Consider the following 15837-nt stretch of genomic DNA (forward strand, 5'->3'; position numbering starts at 1 on the left):
TCGGCGCGGGCGGCGGCGCGGGCGGCGGCCCGGCGCGTCGGAGGACGGGACGGGTCGGTCCGGGGCCCGGCGAGCAGCACGGCCGGGGCGGGTCCGAGGTCCACGGCGCGGTCGCCGACCGGGACGCCGCGGCTGCGGGCGGTCTCGGTGGGGGAGAGCTCCGCGTCGAGGCGCAGCAGCGTGACGCCGGGGTCGGGGGCGGTCGTCGTGACGTCGGGGTGCAGCAGCGCGGCGTCGACCGTGGCGAGGATGCGGACCCCGGCGGGCGGGCGCGCCACGAGCAGCGCCGCCAGGAGGGCGGGCCCGACGCCGTCGAGCCAGAGGACCACGCCCTCGCTCGCGTCGAGCAGGGCCGGGTCGGCGGGGCCGGAGAGCGGGGCCGAGCCGGCGAGGGCGGCGGGATCGGGGCGGACGACGCGGTGGTCGCCGAGCAGCAGCCGGGCGGCGCGGGCGAGCGTGAGGGTGGCGCCCGCGAGCCGGGGGCCCGCGACGATCACCACGGGGTCGTCGCCGCCGACGGCCGTCTCGACGCGGTGGTCGAGGTCGCGCTCCACGGCGGGGGCGGGCAGCGGGGGGTGGACGCCGAGGGCGACCAGGTCGAGCTCGCGGAGCCGCGGCGGCGGCGTGTCGTCCACGTCGGGACCCTCGGACCGGTCGGGTGCGTCCCGACGACGGCCGGGGCCGGCCGCCGAGAGGGCGCCGTCGAGATGCACGCGCCAGCGCCGCATCGCGGTCATCCGTCCGACCTCCCCCGCCCCGGTCCGCCCGACACCCACACGGGTCGTCGACGAATGGTGTCTACCCGGGACGGGGACCGCACGGAAGGCTCCGCGCGGGGCGGACCGGCGAGTTCCGCCGGTCGGTGGACGTCCGAGGGGGGTGTGGACGGGGGCTAGCGGGACCGCGGGTCGATCGGGGTGCCGCGCTGCACGGGCACGAGCCGGGCGGCGAGGTGCCGGGCGAGGGCCGCGGCCTCGAGCCGCTGCTCGCCGGCGGTCTCCCGGCCCACCTGGAGCGGGAGCCGGGATCGGGCGTGGTCACCAACCATGCCCGGCACGTCGTCGGCGACCTCCGGAACGTTTCGCCGTCACCCGTTCGCCCGGCGTGTCGCGTCAGGCCGCCGACCGCGGCAGGTGCAGACGCACGATCCGGACCACGACGTCGTCCAGACCCTCCGCGGTCAGCGAGGACTTCAGGGAGTCGGCGGCGAGGGTGGCGTCGGGGCCGCCGTAGGGCCCGTGGGCGTCGACCTCGGCGGTCTGCGGGTCGACGACGAGCACGACGTAGCCGTCGCAGTCGTCGAGGGCGGCCATCGCCTCGACCCAGTCGGGCTCGGGGACGCCGTCCCCGGCGGGGAGCCTCCCGAGAGACCCTGCGCCGCTCACGGCCTGACGGAGCTCCGTCGGGCAGTGGCTGGCGAACCGGTCGCCCATGATGGTCCACGCTCCTCTCGAACTACTGTCGGTCATCGGGCTCCTGACTCTCTGCTCACGGAAGAGCGGCGATCTCCGGGCCCGTCACCAGGAGTGACCCCGATTGGCAGGGTTCCTGACATGACTGCGACCGGATTCACCCGATAGGGGCACCGAGACCGGACTTTCCGGCCTCGGCGGCACCGTGGCTACGCTGCGGAGGTGGATCGGACCAGCGGCCCGCGGTCGCCGTCGGCCCGCCAGCAGTCGCCCGAGGCGACGACGGCCGCGGTGGTGATGCCCGACGCGGGCGTGGGGCCGCTGGTGGCGCTCGCCCGCCGGCTCGTGCTCGCCCTCGGTGCCCTCGTGGCCGCCGCCCTGCTCGTCTACGTCCAGCGCGACGGCTACCGGGACAGCAACGGGACGCCGCTCGGCCTGGTCGACGCCTTCTACTACGCGACGGTCTCGCTCTCGACCACCGGCTACGGCGACGTCGTCCCGGTCACCGAGGCGGCCCGGCTGTGGACGATCCTGCTCATCACGCCGTTACGGCTGCTCTTCCTCATCGTCCTGGTCGGTACCACCGTCGAACTGCTCACCGAGCGGTCGCGCCAGGCGTTCCGCGTCCGTCGTTGGAGGTCCCGCGTGCGAGACCACGTGGTCGTCGTCGGTTTCGGCACTAAGGGCAAGGCGGCGGTGGACACGCTGCTCGGCGACGTGGCCGAGCCCGACCGCATCGTCGTGGTCGACACCGACCGCACCCGGCTCGACGCCGCGTCCGCGCTGGGGCTCGTGACGGTCCGCGGCGACGCGGCCCAGTCCTCGGTGCTGCGCACGGCGGGGCTCCCGCACGCCTCGGCGCTGATCGTGGCGGTGAACCGCGACGACACCGCGGTGCTCGTGACCCTCACGGCCCGCGAGCTCGCCCCGGCCATCATCATCACCGCGGCCGTGCGGGAGACCGAGAACGTCCACCTGCTGCGTCAGTCGGGCGCCGACTCGGTGGTGGTGTCGGCCGAGACGGCCGGGCGCCTGCTCGGGGTCGCGACGACCACGCCGAACGTGGTGGCCGTCGTCGAGGACCTGCTGACCCCGGACGCCGGGATGAGCCTCTCCGAGCGGGAGGTCGAGCAGTCCGAGGTCGGGGGCTCGCCGCGGCACCTGCGCGACATCGTGCTCGGCGTCGTCCGCGACGGGGAGGTCCACCAGATCGACGCGCCGGCCGTCGACGCCCTCGAGCGCGGCGACCGGCTCCTGTTCGTCAAGCGGGTCACCCCGACGACGAAGGGCGCCGCGTCGCGCTGAGGCACTCGGGGCAGTCGGCCCGGTCCGCGCGCAGGCCGGGCACGACCTGCTCGACGGGCGCCCCGCAGCGCGCCCGCAGCCCGGTCGGGTCGCCGGCCTCGCCGAACGGCACCTCCACCACGTGGCGGCGCCCGTCCTCGCGCCCGACCGCGACGAACTCGCCGGAGCCCCGGCGGGTGGGGTCGGGGATGTCGTCGGGCAGCTCGTGGGGCGGCACGTCCTGCGGCAGCCCACCCGGGCGCGGGGGCTGCGGGCGGCGCCCCGGCATGGGGTCCATGCCGGAGGTGGGGCGGGACGGATCGGGGATCGTCACGGGGCGTTCCTCTCGCCGGGACCCCCACTGTCCGCGCGCCCGCGGGTCGTCGCCACCCGCGGCGCACGGCGTCGGAGGGCGGACTACCGACGGTAACGTGAGCCGGCGTCCGCGCGACACAGTCCCGGACCGCCCGCCGGCGGGCGGAGTCGAGGGGGACACATGAGCGTCGACGCACTGCTGCGCGACGGGGGCCAGGAGCCCCCGGAGAACCCGCGCGCGCGACGCCGCCGGGGCCTGCGCGGCCTGGTCTACGTCCTCGTCGGCGTGCTGATCCTCGTGCTGCTGGCGGCCGCGGGCGTCGTCCTGCTGACGAACTCGCTCGGCGACCAGGTGGGCCGCTACCCCGCGGTGTTCGCCGGGATCGACCCGTCGTCGCGCCCCGCGGGCAAGGCCGGGCAGACGTTCCTGCTCGTCGGCACCGACTCCCGCTCGCCCGACGCCACCACCGGTTCCGACGCCACCGCGCCCGACTTCGTCTTCGGCGCGCAGCGCAGCGACGTCATCATGGTCGCGACGATCGCCGACGACGGCCGCAGCGCGAGCGTCGTCTCCATCCCGCGCGACTCCTGGGTCGACATCCCCGGCCGCGGCAAGAACAAGATCAACGCCGCGTACTCGTTCGGCGGCCCCCCGCTGCTCATCAGCACGGTCGAGCAGCTCACCCGCGTGCGCATCGACCACTTCGCGGTCATCGACTTCGCCGGGTTCCAGCAGATGACCGACGCCGCGGGCGGCATCGACATCACCGTGGGGCAGGAGACCGAGCGCGAGGGCGTCGTCGTGCCGGCCGGCCCCCAGCACCTGAACGGCGCCCAGGCGCTGGTCTACGTCCGGGAGCGCAAGAGCCTGCCGGGCGGTGACTTCGACCGGGTGCGCCGCCAGCAGAACGCCCTGCGCGCGCTCGTCTCGCAGTCCCTCTCGTCCGGCACGCTCTCCAGCCCCACCCGCGCCTACGACCTCGTGGACACGGTGACCCAGCACGTCGGCGTCGACGACTCCCTGAGCAACACCGGGCTCGCCCAGCTGGTGTTCGGGCTGCGCGACCTGCGGTCGTCGAACATCCAGTTCCTGACGGTGCCGACCACCGGGACCGGCTCGGAGGGCGGGGCCTCGGTGGTCTACCTCGACCGGCAGGCCGGCGACGACCTCTGGTTCGCGGTGAACAACGACAAGGTGGGCGAGTGGGCCGCGGCGCGCCCGAGCGAGCAGCTCTCCGACGCCCCACGATGAGTCGGTGCTCTGGGACACGCTGATCGTCGGGGGCGGCTCGGCGGGGTGCGCCCTCGCGGGCCGGCTCTCCGAGGACCCGGCGCGCCGCGTCCTGGTGCTCGAGGCGGGCCCGGCCTTCCCCGACGCGGCGTCCTATCCGCCGGAGGTCCGCGACGTCACCTCGCTCGCGGGCGCCGACGCGGCGTACGCCCTCAACTGGGCCCACGCCACCGAGCTCGCCGAGGGGCGGCCCGGGACGGTCGCGCGCGGGCGGGTGCTCGGCGGGTCGTCGGCGATCAACGGCGCGTACCACGTGCGGGCCACCCCGGCCGACGTCGACGCCTGGCCCGGCTGGTCCTACGCGGACGCGCTCGCCGGCTACGTCCGGGGCGAGGACGACCACGACTTCGACGGCCCCGCGCACGGTGGGGACGGCCCGGTGCCCGTCGAACGGCCGGCGGGCGAGCTGCTGGCCGGGGTGACGACGCGGGTGATCCGCGGCGCCGCGGGCCTGGGCGTGCCCGTGGAGCGCGACAAGAACGCCGGCGGCCCGCCCGGGGTCGGGCTGATCCCCGCCAACGCCGTGCGCGGGACGCGCGTGAACGCCGCCATGGCCTACGTGCTGCCGGTGCTCGACCGGCCGAACCTCACCGTGCGCGGCGACACCCCCGTCGCGCGGGTGCTGCTCGACGGCACCCGGGCCGTCGGCGTCGTGACCGTCGCGGGGGAGCGGGTGGACGCCGGCGAGGTGGTGCTGTGTGCCGGGGCGGTCAAGTCCCCGCAGCTACTGGCGCTCTCCGGGATCGGGCCCGCCGACGAGCTCCGGGCCGCCGGGGTCGCGGTGGTCGCCGACCGGCCCGGGGTCGGGCACGGCTGGAGCGACCACCCGGCGGTGTTCCTGGGGTTCGGCTACGACGAGTCGCTGCACCCCGAGGCCGTCTCGGCGCAGGCCGCCGTGCACCTCGACTCCGGCGCTCTCGACCCGGCGCTGCCCGCCGACCCGGCGGGCGACCTCGAGGTGCTGCTCTTCGCCCGCCCGTTCGCGCCCGGCGGCCCGCGGCACCTGATGTGCGCGGTGCAGCAGCCGGAGAGTCGCGGGAGCTCCGTCCTCGTCGACGACGACCCGACGCGGTGCCCGCGCCTGCACCACCGCTACCTCGCCTCGGGCCTCGACCGGGGCCGGATGCGGGCCGCGGTGCGCTTCGCGGCCGAGCTCCTCTCCACGAGCGGCATCACGATCCCGACGACCGCCGGGATGTCCGACGGCGAGCTGGACGCGTGGGTCGCGGGCTCGCTCACCACGTCGTCGCACCTGTGCGGCAGCGCCGCGATCGGGGAGCCGGACGACCCGGGCGCCGTGGTCGACCCGTGGTTCCGGGTGCACGGCTTCTCGGGCCTGCGCGTGGTCGACACCTCCGTGGTCCCGACCGTGCCCCGCCGGGGACCCGCGGCCACCGCCCTGATGCTCGGCGAGGTGGCGGCGGACGTGCTCCGGGCCGGAGGGCCGGTGAACGGTCGGTGACGATCCGAGTACGTCACGGTTGCAACACGATGGTGTGATCCACGCCGCGACCACGGCGTGCCCGGGCCAGAATCGCTCCCGGCCGTGCTGCGGGGAGCGGGCCCAGGTCCGCGAGACGCGAGAGGCAGGCCGACGATGGCGCTGTGGGGACACAGGAGCGAGAAGGTGCTCCGGCTGACCCGCCGGGAGCGCAAGGAGCTCCGGGCACAGGCCCGCGAGGACGTCGAGCAGCTGGCCCGGGTCCAGCGTGCGCAGCGTCGCCTCGCCCAGGCCACCGGCCCGCTACCGGTCATCGAGCCGCGCGCCCCGTCCGAGCAGCCCGCCCGGCGCTCGGCGATCGTCGACCACTGAGCTTCCGCGGACCCCCGCGGTGACCCGGTCCGCCGCGCGGCCATCGTCGCGCACCGCCTCTCCGCGGGCCCTCCTCGTGCGGGGCCGGCGGGGGCTGACACGCTGAGCCGGTGCGTCGGGTCCTGCTCCTCGCCGTCCTGACGATCCTGCTGGCGGCCTGTGCGGGCCCGGGCGCCTCCGACGCGCCGCCGCCGGCGCACGATCCGCCGACCGCCTTCGGGCCGTCGTCGGGAAGCGTCCTGCGCAGCAGCACCGGCGTGCTCCCCGGGTCCTACGGCTCCCGGCCCGAGCTGCCGGTCGCCCTCGACGGCACCACCGTGTGGCTCGCCGAGTCCGGGGGGCTCACCCGCGCCGACTCGACCGGCGCCGCGGCCGCCGTCGGGCTCCCGCCGGGCCGGTGGGTCGACGGGGCACCGCTGCCCGTGCCCGGCGCGGGCCTGGTGCTGGCCGCCTCGTCGAGCGTGGTCCCGGGCTCCGGGACGCGGCCGCCGGGCCTGGCCGTCGAGCTCCTCGCCGTGCCGCGGGTCCAGGCGGGCGACCCCGTGCCCGGCGTCGCGTGGACCGCCGCGGCGCCCCTGCCGTGGAGCGCCGACCCGAAGTCGGTCCGGACGCGGGTGGTGGGCGTCGCGGCCGCGGGCGACGGGGCACGGGTCGCGGTACTGACGGCCTCGACCAGCACGCGGCGCGGCACCGTCGCCGTCGACCTGGGCAGCCGCCGCGTGCTGTGGGCCGCCGACGGCGTGCTGGCCGGGGCGGTCCTCGACGGGCGCACCACCCAGGGCGAGCCGGTGCCGGGCGCGACGCTGCCGGGGGAGCCGCTGGCCGTCGGGGCGGCGATCCCGCCCGGCGGCGGCGCGGGCTACTCGCCGTCGGAGGTCGTCGGGCTCGACGTGCTCACGGGGGCGCGCCGCACCGTCACCGACCAGGGGTCGACCGCCCTGTCGGTGCACCGGGCCGGCCCGTCCACGGTGACGGTGGCCGGACGGCGCCCCACCAGCGCGAAGGCGTTCCTGACCGTCTACGACGCCGGCGGGGGCGTGCGCAACGAGGTCGACCTGGGCACGGCGAGCGCGCCGCCGGAGTGCCGGTGGGACGAGGCCGCGACCGCGGTCTGCTCCGGCTCGAACCGGGCCTTCGCGCTGGACGCGCCGACCGGGGCGCAGCTGTGGTCCCTCCCCGCGGGCGGCCGGGTGGCGCCCGCGGTGTCGGGCGCCTGGCACGGCGCGGTGTACGGGACGACGGTGAACGGGCCGGTGGTGGTCGACGCCCGCACCGGCCTCGACCGGAACCCCGCCCCGGGCGCGGCGCCGGTCGTCGTGAACGCGTACCTGGGCGTGGGACCGGGGACGGGGCTGCTCTCCGGGGTCGTCCTGACCCCCGCCACCGGGTGATCGACGGCAGCGGACCGGCGAAGGGCGGGCATGACCAGCGTCACTCTGGCACACTGGGGTGATCCTGCTCACGTCTGATGGTCCGGTGATCCATGCGCAATCCCCTCGCCGTCCTCGCGCCGCGCCGGTTCGGGTCCGCCCCGGCGGCCCCCACCGCGGCCCGCGTCCCCGCACCGCGCCGGGTCCCGGGGCCCGACGTGCTGCCGGCCGTGGAGTTCCTGCAGCACGGCTGCACGGGTGAGGGCGAGGACCACGCGCCCGAGGTCTCGGTGCGGGGGATCGACCCGCGCAACGACCGCGGGCCGGCGACGGCGTCGGTCCACCTCGCGGTGGGCGACGGCGGCCCCTGCCCCGACACGGTCGCGGACCTCCTCGCCCGGGCCCGCCCGGGCGACTACCGCATCCGTCGGCTGACCTTCGACGTCCGCAGCCTCGACGCGGTGCTGGCCGAGCGCGGCGGACGGAGCCTGCTCGACCAGCTCGTCGCCTCCCCGGCCGACCGGGTGACCAACGCGGTGTTCCGCGCCGCCGTGGCCGCCGATCCCGCGGGCGACCTCGACTGCGACGTGCGCGTGGTCGGCGAGGGCGACTCGGTGGCCGGGCGGTGCCGGGTCGACCTCGGCCGGGCCCGGCTCACCGTCACGCCCCTGCTCACCGGCTCCGAGCGCCTCGCCCGCCGGCTGGCCGAGGCGCGGGCACGGCCGCGCGACCGGGCGGTGCGCCGGTGCCTCGAGCACGCGCTGGCGGTGGAGCTGAGCAGCCGGCCGCTGACCGAGCTGATCGGCCCGCACCCCGACGCGCCGGCCTGCTCCGTCCCGCTGACGCGCTGAGGCCCGCCCGTGCCTAGACGGTGTGGACGATGAGGACGTCGGTCCGCGAGCGGCGCGACACCGCCTGCGGCACCGAGCCCAGGAAGCGCCCGGCGAAGCTCGCGAGGCCCTTGTTGCCCACCACGACGAGGTCGGCGCGGTAGAGCTCGGACTTCTCGACGATCGCCTCGGTGGGGTCGCCGTGCACCGCGACGGTGTCGACGTCGTGCGCCCCGGCACGCATCGCGTCGTCGCGGGCCGCGCGCAGGGTCTCCTCGGCCGGGCTCGCACCGATGATCTTGTAGGCCTCGTCGCCGAGCGCGCGCTCCGCCTCGGCCTGGTCGCGGTGACCGGCGGGGTCGCGGGTCTCGTACGCGCAGATGATCATCAGGCGGGCCCCGGAGTCGGCGGCCACCTCGGCCGCCCGCACCACGGCCTTCTTCGCCGAGGACGACCCGTCGGTGCCGACGGTCACGACCTTGTAGTCACCCATGTCGACCAGCCCTCTCCCGTGCCGCCCCCGCACCTGCGCGGGCGCGGTGGAGACTAGTGACCCCTCGGTAACCGGACACGGCGACACCCCGGGGTCGCCACCCGGCCGGGGATCCGACAGACTGTGACGGACCGGGCCGGCCCTTCCGCCGGACGGAGCAAGGTGACGACCCCGAGGGGCAGGTGCGCGGGCCGATGGTCCTGGCGAGCGGCAGCTACTTCGTGCTCACGGCGATCCCGCACGAGATCGTGGTCGGGCTCGTGGTGTTCGCGGTGCTCTACCTCGTGCTCAGCAGGGCGATGCTGCCGAAGCTCGACGCGGTCTACGCGGAGCGCCACGACCGCATCGACGGCACCCTCGAGCGCGCCGAGCAGGCTCGCGCCGAGGCGCAGCGGGCCGACCAGGAGTACCGCGTCCGGATCAGCCAGGCCCGCGAGGAGGCCGCGCGCATCCGCGACGCCGCCCGCGAGGAGGGTCGCCGCCACTCCGAGGAGGTGCTGGCCGAGGCCCGCGAGGAGGCGGCCCGCATCGTCGCGCAGGGTCGCGGCGAGCTCGACGAGGAGCGGTCGCGCCTGCGCACCGACCTCCAGCCCGACATCGCCCGGCTGTCCCGTCAGCTGGCCGGCCGCATCCTCGGCCGCGAGGTCGGCGACCAGGAGTACGGCGAGACCGTCGACTCCTACCTCGCGCAGCGCGCCTGACCCACGACGCCCCCCGGCCCCGGCCCGCCTCGGCGGACCGGGGCCGTCGTCGTTCCATCAGGTGAAAAGTGGCGAACAGGTAACGATGGCTACACATCCGTGCGATCAACCGGCATCAGTACGTCGGGGGAGAGGCGGATCACGATGGTCGGGTACCGGGGTCACGGGGGGCGGGGTCGTCGGTCGGTGGCCGCGCGGGTGGGGGCGGCGGTGCTGCTCGGCCTGCTCGCCCTGCTCCTGACGGCCGGGACGGCGAGCGCGCAGGACGTGCCGGGTCCCCCGTCCGGACCGCAGCCGTACGGCGGCCAGCTCGGCCGGATGGACCCCGGCGACGAGGTCAGCTCCGAGCAGGTCCTCGAGGTCGGCATGCTCGCCCTCGGCACGGTCAACGGCCTCGCGTTCGCGGTGGCCATGGTGGCCAGCCGGCTGCGCGGCCCGTCCGCGGCCCAGACGCGGCGGGCTCTGATCAACCGGACCGGTGCCGGCACCGTGTCCGAGTCGCGGCGGGCGCGCCGCGCCCGGGTGCATCCCGGGGCGGCGGCCGCCGGTCCGGCGCAGGCCCCGGCCCCGGCCCCGGCCCCGGCCCCGGCGGCCGCGGCGCCCCGGCCGTCGACGGCCCCGGAGCCGGCCGTGTCGGGTGGCCCGCGGGGGCTGACCCCGCAGGAGCCACCGGCCGGAGCGGTCCCGGAGCAGGGCCAGGCGCCCGCTCCCGGTGGCCGGACGTCGGCGCCGGTCTCGCCGCCGGCCGGCGTGCGGAAGCCCGTCGGACGCTGATCGACTGGGCCGCCCGGAGCAGCGTGTTCCTGCTCGGCGCCCCTCGCGTCGCGGGACACGCCGATTACGCTCAGCCCGGACGGCCGATCGGCCGTCCTCCGCCCGCCGGGTCGAGCTCGTGCCCGCGCCGCAGCAGTCAGTCCACCCCGAGGAGCGTCGTTGACCGGCACCGTGGCCCCCCGTCGACCCCAGGCCGTGCCCGCGACGACGGAGCGGGACGGGGTCGGGCTCGCCGCCCGCGTGCGCGAGGCCCGCGACCGTCTCGACCCGCCGGCCGTCACGGTCCCCGCGCCCCGCAGTGCGGCCGGGGTGGTGCCGGCCCCGGCCCTGCGCGTCGACCCGCACGCCCCGTCGAAGGAGCTGCTCGCCGAGCTCGACGGGTTCACCGCGGAGCTGGCCGCGGTCGAGTCCCCGGCCGACGGCGCGGACGGCGCGGCCCACCGGGTGCTGTGCCGCATCGTCGACCTGGTGGCCGACGGCGTGCCCGAGGCCGGCTGGTCGGCGACCGAGGAGATCGACGTCGAGCTGCTGCGGGCGACCTCCGACGCGGCCCGCGCCCTGCACGGCCGGGCCGCGGCGCTGCTCGCGACGCTCGACGAGCAGGACCGCCCCGGGCCCGCGGCGGCGGTCGGATCGCTCGTGACCACGCTCCAGGTGGTGCAGGTGGTGGCCGACCTGGAGCTGTTCGAGCGGGCCCGCCGCTAGCCCTCCGACCCCGGTCCGGGGGTCACCCGTCCGGGCAGGACTCGCACACGGCGCTCCCAGCTGCGACGATCGCGTCATGAGCGCGGGTACGGAGGGGTCGCCGGAGGTCTTCCGGTTGCTGTTCGTGTGCACCGGCAACATCTGCCGGTCGCCGTTCGCGCAGTTCCACACCCGGTTCCTGCTCGGGGCCCGGCTCGGTCCGTGGGCGCGTGCCTTCTCCGTGCACAGCGCCGGCACCTCGGCCGTGCGCGGGCACCGGATGCACGACGACTCCCGGGCGCAGCTCGCCACGCGGCGCGATCACCCCGACGTCGCGGCGTTCACGGCGCGTCAGCTTCCCGACCGGGACGTCCTGCTCGCCGACCTCGTCCTCACGATGACCCGCGAGCACCGCTCGACGGTGCTCGGGGACGTGCCCACGGCGCTGCCCACCACCTTCACGCTCCGCGAGTTCGCCCGGCTGCTCCGCGCCGTGGACCCCGCCGCGCTCGCGGCCCTGCCCCGCAACCCGGTGCGGCGGGCCCACGCCCTCGTCGAGCTCGCCCGCGGGGCCCGGGGCACCGTGCCGGCCGTCCCCGCCGAGCAGGACGCGGTCCCCGACCCGATCTCCGGTGGGCCCGAGGCCCACGCGGAGGCCGCCCGGGTGATCGACGAGTCGCTGCGCACCTTCCTCGGGCTGCTCGTCCCGCCGCCGCCCCCGGTCCACGCGGGACCGCCGCGGCCGGGCCCGTCGTCCGCCCCGCTCCCGTCCGCCCCCGGCCCGTCCGGGCCCCCGCCGGCCGGGTCCGGTCCCTCGTCGGCCAGGCCCGGGCCGCCGCCCGTCGCCCCGGCCCCCCGCAGCGGGGACGAGGCGGCGCCGGCGCAGGCCCCCGTCCGCCGCAGCGCGTCGGAGGACCTGGTCGCCGGTAGCTCCTGATCAGGAGCGATACTGCTCCGATCGGGTGACGGTGCAACGTCCGCGCCACGCGCAGCGATGACCGGGGGAAGCCGACGGCACCCGACCGGGGCCCGGCGCGAGGGAGACGCAGTGATGGGGCGTGCAGCCGGACCGGTGACTCCGCCGTGGCGGGCGCTCTCGGCGCGGGCCCTCGAGGCCCTGGCCGGAGCCCGGTGCACCGCGGTCCCGAGGCCCGCGCGCGACGCCGCCGAGGGCGCGGACGCCGTCGACGCCCTGGAGCGGGGGGTCGCGGTCCTCGCGCTCGCGCTCGGCGAGCCGGTGGAGGTCCCGGACGTGACCGGGGCGCGCACGGAGGTCGCCCTGATCCACGCCGCCCGGCTGACCAGCGGACTCGGCGAGGCGGCCCGCGCGCTCGCCTGGGCCGCCACCGCGACCGGGCAGGAGCCCGCGGCGGAGGTGGCCGACGCCGTCATGTCCGTGGCGTTGACCCTGCGGATCCTCGCCGAACTCGCGATGCGCGCCGTCCCGCCGACCGATCCGTCGCGCTGAGCAGCAGGGTCCGCCAGACCCCGGAGGCCTCGGCGTCGCCGCGGGTCGTCGCGAGACCGGGCGTCACCGCGAGCGCCTCGACGTACCAGGCGGGTCGGTCGTCGGAGGCGCCGTCGGGGCGCGGCCGCCGACGGGCCGCCGCACCCGGTTCCACCGCTCCGGCGGGCCGGACCACCTGCACCCGCAGCCGCTCGTCGCCGACGGCGATGCGGAAGCCGCCGCGGTCGCGCCAGGACGGCGCGACGTCGAGGCCGGCCACGGGGACGTCGAAGACGACGCCCCGGCTGGAGACGAAGCGCAGCCGTCCCCCCTCGAGGCGCAGGACGCCGGGGACGTGCGTGACCTCCCGGACGATCCACGCGGGCCCGACGCACCCGGGCTCCGGGGCGGCGTCCTCGGAGCGGCGCGGCTGCGGGACGGAGGACACGGTCGGGTGCACGAGGGTGTCTCCCTCCACGGACGGCGGGCCGGGTGCTGAGGAGCAGGGGCGGCGCGAGGTCGGTCCAGTCATCGACCACTCAACGCCCGAGGGTCGGGTGGTGTCATGCTCCGGGCGGGCGAGGTCGGTGCGGCATCGGAGTGGACCTCGCCCTGTACGCGATGTGTCACCGGGCGACAGGGCTGAACGAGTGGTCCGGTGTCGTCGAATCTCCTCGGGACTTTCCCGGATGTCACGCTGTGCTGCATCATTTCGCCCATGAGTGGACAAGGTGCTCCGTACGGCCCCGGCCCGACCGACGGACAGGACGCGCCCTCCGGGTACGGGCCTCCTCAGGGTTACTCCGTCGGTCACTCCCCGCAGCCGGGCCAGGCGTCCGGTCCGGGGACGGCCGGCCAGGGCGGCTACGGCGCCCCGTCGTCGGGCGGGTACGGCCCTCCGGGGTACGGCGCCCCCCAGCCGGGCTACGGGTACGGGCAGCAGCCCGGCTACGGGCCGCAGCCTCCGGGGTACGGGTACGGACCGGGACCCGCCGCCGACGTCGAGGTGGTCGGGCTGCGCGTCGGCCAGTACCTGCTCGACAGCCTCCTCGCCGTCGTCCCGATGATCGTGCTGATCGGCATCGGGTCCGCCCTCGCCTCCGTCGGGTCGTCCGCCCTGGCCGTGATCGGGCTGCTGATCACCCTCCTGGGGTACGTCGGCGCGCTCGCCGGGAGCTTCGCCGTGTTCGCGTGGTGGCCCTCGACGCACCAGGGGCAGACGCCCGCGATGGGCTGGCTCGGCGTGCGCATCGTCCGGGAGTCCGACGGCGGGGTGCCGGCGCTCGGAGAGTGCGCCCTGCGTTGGGTGCTGCTGATCGTCGACGGCATCTTCGCGGGCATCGTCGGGCTGGTCATCATGGCGACCTCGCAGCGCAAGCAGCGCCTGGGCGACATGGCGGCCCACACCCTCGTCGTGCGGGCCTGACGGTCCGTCCCGCGCTGGACCCCGCGCGGGCGGCGTGCCGCTCCGCCGCCCGCGGGGGCCGCTCACGGGACGCATGGCGTTCCGGTGAGTGAACGGACTGCGCCGATGGGGGGATCACGGCGTCCGTACCCGTCCGGGAGGAAACGGTCCTCGTGGGCGTAGCGACAACGTGAACACGAGAGCACGATGTTGTCTCTACGTGATCGAAAAGATGCCGGCATCGGTCGGCGAGGGGGAGGTCGGATCGTGGACGGCAACCGAACGGGACGCGACGCGAGACCGGGGCGGGACGACCGCCCCGGAGGCCCCGGCGGCTACGCCGCGTGGGTGGCCTGGATCGACGCGTTCCGCAAGGGGGACGACCGGTCCACCGACGGTCTGCCCGCGATCGACGGCCGGATGGGGACCTACGTCGAGGCGCGGCTGCTGGAGCGGCTCTCCCTGGCGTTCAGCGAGCGGGTCCGCTCCTGGCAGGGCGCCCTCGGCGACCGCATCGTGGCCTCCCCGCCGGCCGACGACGCCGCGGTGGCCGAGCTGCTCCGCGACGCCCGCCCGGGCCTCGAGCCGCTCGCCCGCGTCGCCTCGTCGCCCCTGGTGCCCCGCCCCATGGCCGTGGCGATGCACGACCTGCTGGCCCAGGTCCGTGCCGGCGCCCGCGACGCGGTGACCGAGAGCGCCCGCCGCGTGCGCGAGCCCGAGGTGCAGCCCCGCCTGCCGCGCGTCGACCGCCAGCCGCGGGTCACCTCGATCCCCGGCCCGGCGGCCGTCGTCCCGGGTCCCCGGGCGGCCGGGATGATCGGCACCCAGCGCCCGGCGGCGCGGACCACCTCGGTGCACCCCGTCTGACGCCGGGACGGGATCGAGCGTGGCGCCTGACTGACGTCCGGTGTCAGCGATGTGCCATCGCTGACACCCGGCCGGGCCGACACCCGGGGCTGACCTAGCCGGGCGCGATCCGCGCGATCACGGCCCGGTGGTCGGTCCCCGCGACGCCGACGACCTCGAACCCGACCGGCCGCACGTCCCCGGCCGTGAGGACGTGGTCGATCTGGGCGCCGAGGAAGGCGGGCGCCCACGAGGGCCAGGTGCCGGTCACGCCGTCCCCGGTGGTGGGGCCGGCGTCGAGGCACGACGCGGTGGAGTCGCGGAAGAGGCGGTGGTCGGCCGTGGCGTTCATGTCCCCGGCGATCACCGTCGGCCGGTCGGCGCCGCACCAGTCGGCGAGCCGGGACACGTCGCGCTGCCAGGCGAGCATCTCGCCGGGCCGGGGGGAGCGCGGGTGGTCGGCGACGAAGCGCAGGCCCGACGCCGCGCCGGGCGCCGAGCGGGGCAGGTCGACGACGATCGCCGGGAACGTCCCCTTGCGGTCCTGGGTGACGGTCGGGCGCCCCAGCGAGGACCGGACGAACACGGTCATCCCCGACGCGTCGTCGGCGTCGTCGGCGGAGTACGAGCGGTAGCCCGAGCCGCCCTGCCCCTCGTCGAGGCGGGAGGCGAGCCGGCGCCGCAGGTCACCGCGGGCCTCGGGCAGGCTGATGAGGTCGGGGTCGCGCTCGCGGACCAGCTCGGCCAGCGCGTCGGCGTCCGCGTCGCCCTTGTAGGTGTTCAGCGCCAGCACGGTCACCCCGTCCGGGGTGTCGGTGACCTCGGCCGAGCCGGCGGAGCGCGAGAGCACGTCCCCGGTGCCCACGAGCCCGACGAGGCCCAGGGCCAGCGCCACGGCGAGCGCCCCGGAGGCCGCGCGGCGCCAGGCGCCCAGGGCGGCGAGGGCGGCCACCACGAGGGTGACCACGGCGAGCTGCGGCCGGAACGCCACCACCTGCGCGAACGGCGACTGCCGGTCGAGGTCGAGCACCTCGGGGTAGAGCACCACCGCGGCGGCGCCCGCCAGCAGGAGCCCCCCGACGACCGCGCCCGGACCCGGCATGCGCCACCGGCCCGTCCGGCGGGCCGGGCGACCGCCCCGGGGCGGCGCCGGCGGCGGACCGCCCCGCGGG

General features: G+C 77.1%; 20 protein-coding genes. 13 read left to right on the forward strand and 7 right to left on the reverse strand.

Annotated features, from left to right (window positions below):
* The 3 genes from ACFPBZ_RS28785 to ACFPBZ_RS28795 form a co-directional block, all read right to left on the reverse strand.
* Positions 1-737: hypothetical protein (locus tag ACFPBZ_RS28785; protein ID WP_378039543.1), on the reverse strand; the 737-nt coding region annotated here is incomplete at its 3' end.
* A gap of 155 nt (positions 738-892) precedes the next feature.
* On the reverse strand, positions 893-1057 hold the full coding sequence (locus tag ACFPBZ_RS28790) for a hypothetical protein (RefSeq protein WP_378039544.1): 165 nt from the start codon (positions 1055-1057) through the stop codon (positions 893-895).
* 55 nt (positions 1058-1112) lie between these two features.
* Complete coding sequence (locus ACFPBZ_RS28795; RefSeq protein WP_378039545.1) at positions 1113-1433, reverse strand: hypothetical protein; 321 nt, start codon at positions 1431-1433, stop codon at positions 1113-1115.
* 276 nt (positions 1434-1709) lie between these two features.
* On the opposite strand from ACFPBZ_RS28795, the gene ACFPBZ_RS28800 reads away from it, so the two are divergent.
* On the forward strand, positions 1710-2717 hold the full coding sequence (locus ACFPBZ_RS28800) for a potassium channel family protein (protein ID WP_378039562.1): 1008 nt from the start codon (positions 1710-1712) through the stop codon (positions 2715-2717).
* On the opposite strand, the gene ACFPBZ_RS28805 is transcribed toward ACFPBZ_RS28800, so the two are convergent.
* Positions 2683-3030, reverse strand: a complete 348-nt coding sequence (locus ACFPBZ_RS28805) for a hypothetical protein (protein WP_378039546.1) — start codon at positions 3028-3030, stop codon at positions 2683-2685. The genes ACFPBZ_RS28800 and ACFPBZ_RS28805 overlap by 35 nt on opposite strands.
* Before the next feature lie 162 nt (positions 3031-3192).
* On the opposite strand from ACFPBZ_RS28805, the gene ACFPBZ_RS28810 reads away from it, so the two are divergent.
* From ACFPBZ_RS28810 to ACFPBZ_RS28830, 5 genes are all read left to right on the forward strand, one after another.
* Entirely contained in the window at positions 3193-4263 is a 1071-nt protein-coding gene (locus ACFPBZ_RS28810) for an LCP family protein (protein ID WP_378039547.1), read from the forward strand.
* A gap of 4 nt (positions 4264-4267) precedes the next feature.
* Positions 4268-5764, forward strand: a complete 1497-nt coding sequence (mftG, locus tag ACFPBZ_RS28815) for a mycofactocin dehydrogenase MftG (protein WP_378039548.1) — start codon at positions 4268-4270, stop codon at positions 5762-5764.
* A 165-nt stretch (positions 5765-5929) separates the two neighbouring features.
* Positions 5930-6115, forward strand: coding sequence for a hypothetical protein (locus tag ACFPBZ_RS28820; RefSeq protein WP_378039549.1), 186 nt, complete (start codon positions 5930-5932; stop codon positions 6113-6115).
* A 110-nt stretch (positions 6116-6225) separates the two neighbouring features.
* Positions 6226-7506 carry a serine/threonine-protein kinase gene (locus ACFPBZ_RS28825; protein WP_378039550.1) on the forward strand — a complete coding sequence of 427 codons (1281 nt, stop codon included), beginning with the start codon at positions 6226-6228 and terminating at the stop codon, positions 7504-7506.
* Between the two features lie 92 nt (positions 7507-7598).
* Positions 7599-8336, forward strand: a complete 738-nt coding sequence (locus tag ACFPBZ_RS28830; RefSeq protein WP_378039551.1) for a hypothetical protein — start codon at positions 7599-7601, stop codon at positions 8334-8336.
* Positions 8337-8349: 13 nt separating this feature from the next.
* On the opposite strand, the gene ACFPBZ_RS28835 is transcribed toward ACFPBZ_RS28830, so the two are convergent.
* The gene (locus tag ACFPBZ_RS28835; protein WP_378039552.1) at positions 8350-8808 is read right to left on the reverse strand and encodes a universal stress protein; all 459 of its coding nucleotides are present in this window, start codon (positions 8806-8808) and stop codon (positions 8350-8352) included.
* Positions 8809-9002: 194 nt separating this feature from the next.
* On the opposite strand from ACFPBZ_RS28835, the gene atpF reads away from it, so the two are divergent.
* From atpF to ACFPBZ_RS28860, 5 genes are all read left to right on the forward strand, one after another.
* Complete coding sequence (gene atpF, locus ACFPBZ_RS28840) at positions 9003-9509, forward strand: F0F1 ATP synthase subunit B (protein ID WP_378039553.1); 507 nt, start codon at positions 9003-9005, stop codon at positions 9507-9509.
* A 186-nt stretch (positions 9510-9695) separates the two neighbouring features.
* Positions 9696-10283, forward strand: a complete 588-nt coding sequence (locus tag ACFPBZ_RS28845; RefSeq protein ID WP_378039554.1) for a hypothetical protein — start codon at positions 9696-9698, stop codon at positions 10281-10283.
* 159 nt (positions 10284-10442) lie between these two features.
* Positions 10443-10988: a hypothetical protein gene (locus ACFPBZ_RS28850; protein WP_378039555.1), complete on the forward strand. Its 546-nt coding sequence runs from the start codon at positions 10443-10445 to the stop codon at positions 10986-10988.
* Positions 10989-11064: 76 nt separating this feature from the next.
* Positions 11065-11904, forward strand: a complete 840-nt coding sequence (locus tag ACFPBZ_RS28855; protein ID WP_378039556.1) for an arsenate reductase/protein-tyrosine-phosphatase family protein — start codon at positions 11065-11067, stop codon at positions 11902-11904.
* 114 nt (positions 11905-12018) lie between these two features.
* Positions 12019-12435 (forward strand): hypothetical protein, encoded by a 417-nt coding sequence (locus ACFPBZ_RS28860; protein WP_378039557.1) that lies wholly within the window; start codon positions 12019-12021, stop codon positions 12433-12435.
* On the opposite strand, the gene ACFPBZ_RS28865 is transcribed toward ACFPBZ_RS28860, so the two are convergent.
* Entirely contained in the window at positions 12356-12874 is a 519-nt protein-coding gene (locus tag ACFPBZ_RS28865; protein WP_378039558.1) for a hypothetical protein, read from the reverse strand. The genes ACFPBZ_RS28860 and ACFPBZ_RS28865 overlap by 80 nt on opposite strands.
* 258 nt (positions 12875-13132) lie before the next feature.
* Here ACFPBZ_RS28865 and ACFPBZ_RS28870 point away from each other — a divergent pair, with 258 nt between their 5' ends.
* Together ACFPBZ_RS28870 and ACFPBZ_RS28875 are read left to right on the forward strand one after the other, a co-directional pair.
* Positions 13133-13840 carry an RDD family protein gene (locus ACFPBZ_RS28870; protein ID WP_378039559.1) on the forward strand — a complete coding sequence of 236 codons (708 nt, stop codon included), beginning with the start codon at positions 13133-13135 and terminating at the stop codon, positions 13838-13840.
* Positions 13841-14167: 327 nt separating this feature from the next.
* Positions 14168-14686, forward strand: a complete 519-nt coding sequence (locus ACFPBZ_RS28875) for a hypothetical protein (RefSeq protein ID WP_378039560.1) — start codon at positions 14168-14170, stop codon at positions 14684-14686.
* A gap of 94 nt (positions 14687-14780) precedes the next feature.
* Here the strand turns inward: ACFPBZ_RS28875 and ACFPBZ_RS28880 are convergent.
* On the reverse strand, positions 14781-15837 hold a 1057-nt coding region (locus ACFPBZ_RS28880), incomplete at its 5' end, for an endonuclease/exonuclease/phosphatase family protein (RefSeq protein ID WP_378039561.1).

Source organism: Actinomycetospora atypica, from assembly GCF_042653685.1.
Lineage (GTDB): Bacteria > Actinomycetota > Actinomycetes > Mycobacteriales > Pseudonocardiaceae > Actinomycetospora > Actinomycetospora atypica.

Excerpts from the sequence above, each read along its gene's own strand:
- ACFPBZ_RS28830 (WP_378039551.1), top strand. The coding sequence starts at position 7,599 with ATGCGCAATCCCCTCGCCGTCCTCGCGCCGCGCCGGTTCGGGTCCGCC.
- ACFPBZ_RS28800 (WP_378039562.1), top strand. The coding sequence starts at position 1,710 with ATGCCCGACGCGGGCGTGGGGCCGCTGGTGGCGCTCGCCCGCCGGCTC.
- ACFPBZ_RS28795 (WP_378039545.1), bottom strand. The coding sequence starts at position 1,433 with ATGGGCGACCGGTTCGCCAGCCACTGCCCGACGGAGCTCCGTCAGGCC.
- ACFPBZ_RS28855 (WP_378039556.1), top strand. The coding sequence starts at position 11,065 with ATGAGCGCGGGTACGGAGGGGTCGCCGGAGGTCTTCCGGTTGCTGTTC.
- atpF (WP_378039553.1), top strand. The coding sequence starts at position 9,003 with ATGGTCCTGGCGAGCGGCAGCTACTTCGTGCTCACGGCGATCCCGCAC.
- ACFPBZ_RS28835 (WP_378039552.1), bottom strand. The coding sequence starts at position 8,808 with ATGGGTGACTACAAGGTCGTGACCGTCGGCACCGACGGGTCGTCCTCG.
- ACFPBZ_RS28810 (WP_378039547.1), top strand. The coding sequence starts at position 3,193 with ATGAGCGTCGACGCACTGCTGCGCGACGGGGGCCAGGAGCCCCCGGAG.
- ACFPBZ_RS28870 (WP_378039559.1), top strand. The coding sequence starts at position 13,133 with ATGAGTGGACAAGGTGCTCCGTACGGCCCCGGCCCGACCGACGGACAG.
- ACFPBZ_RS28860 (WP_378039557.1), top strand. The coding sequence starts at position 12,019 with ATGGGGCGTGCAGCCGGACCGGTGACTCCGCCGTGGCGGGCGCTCTCG.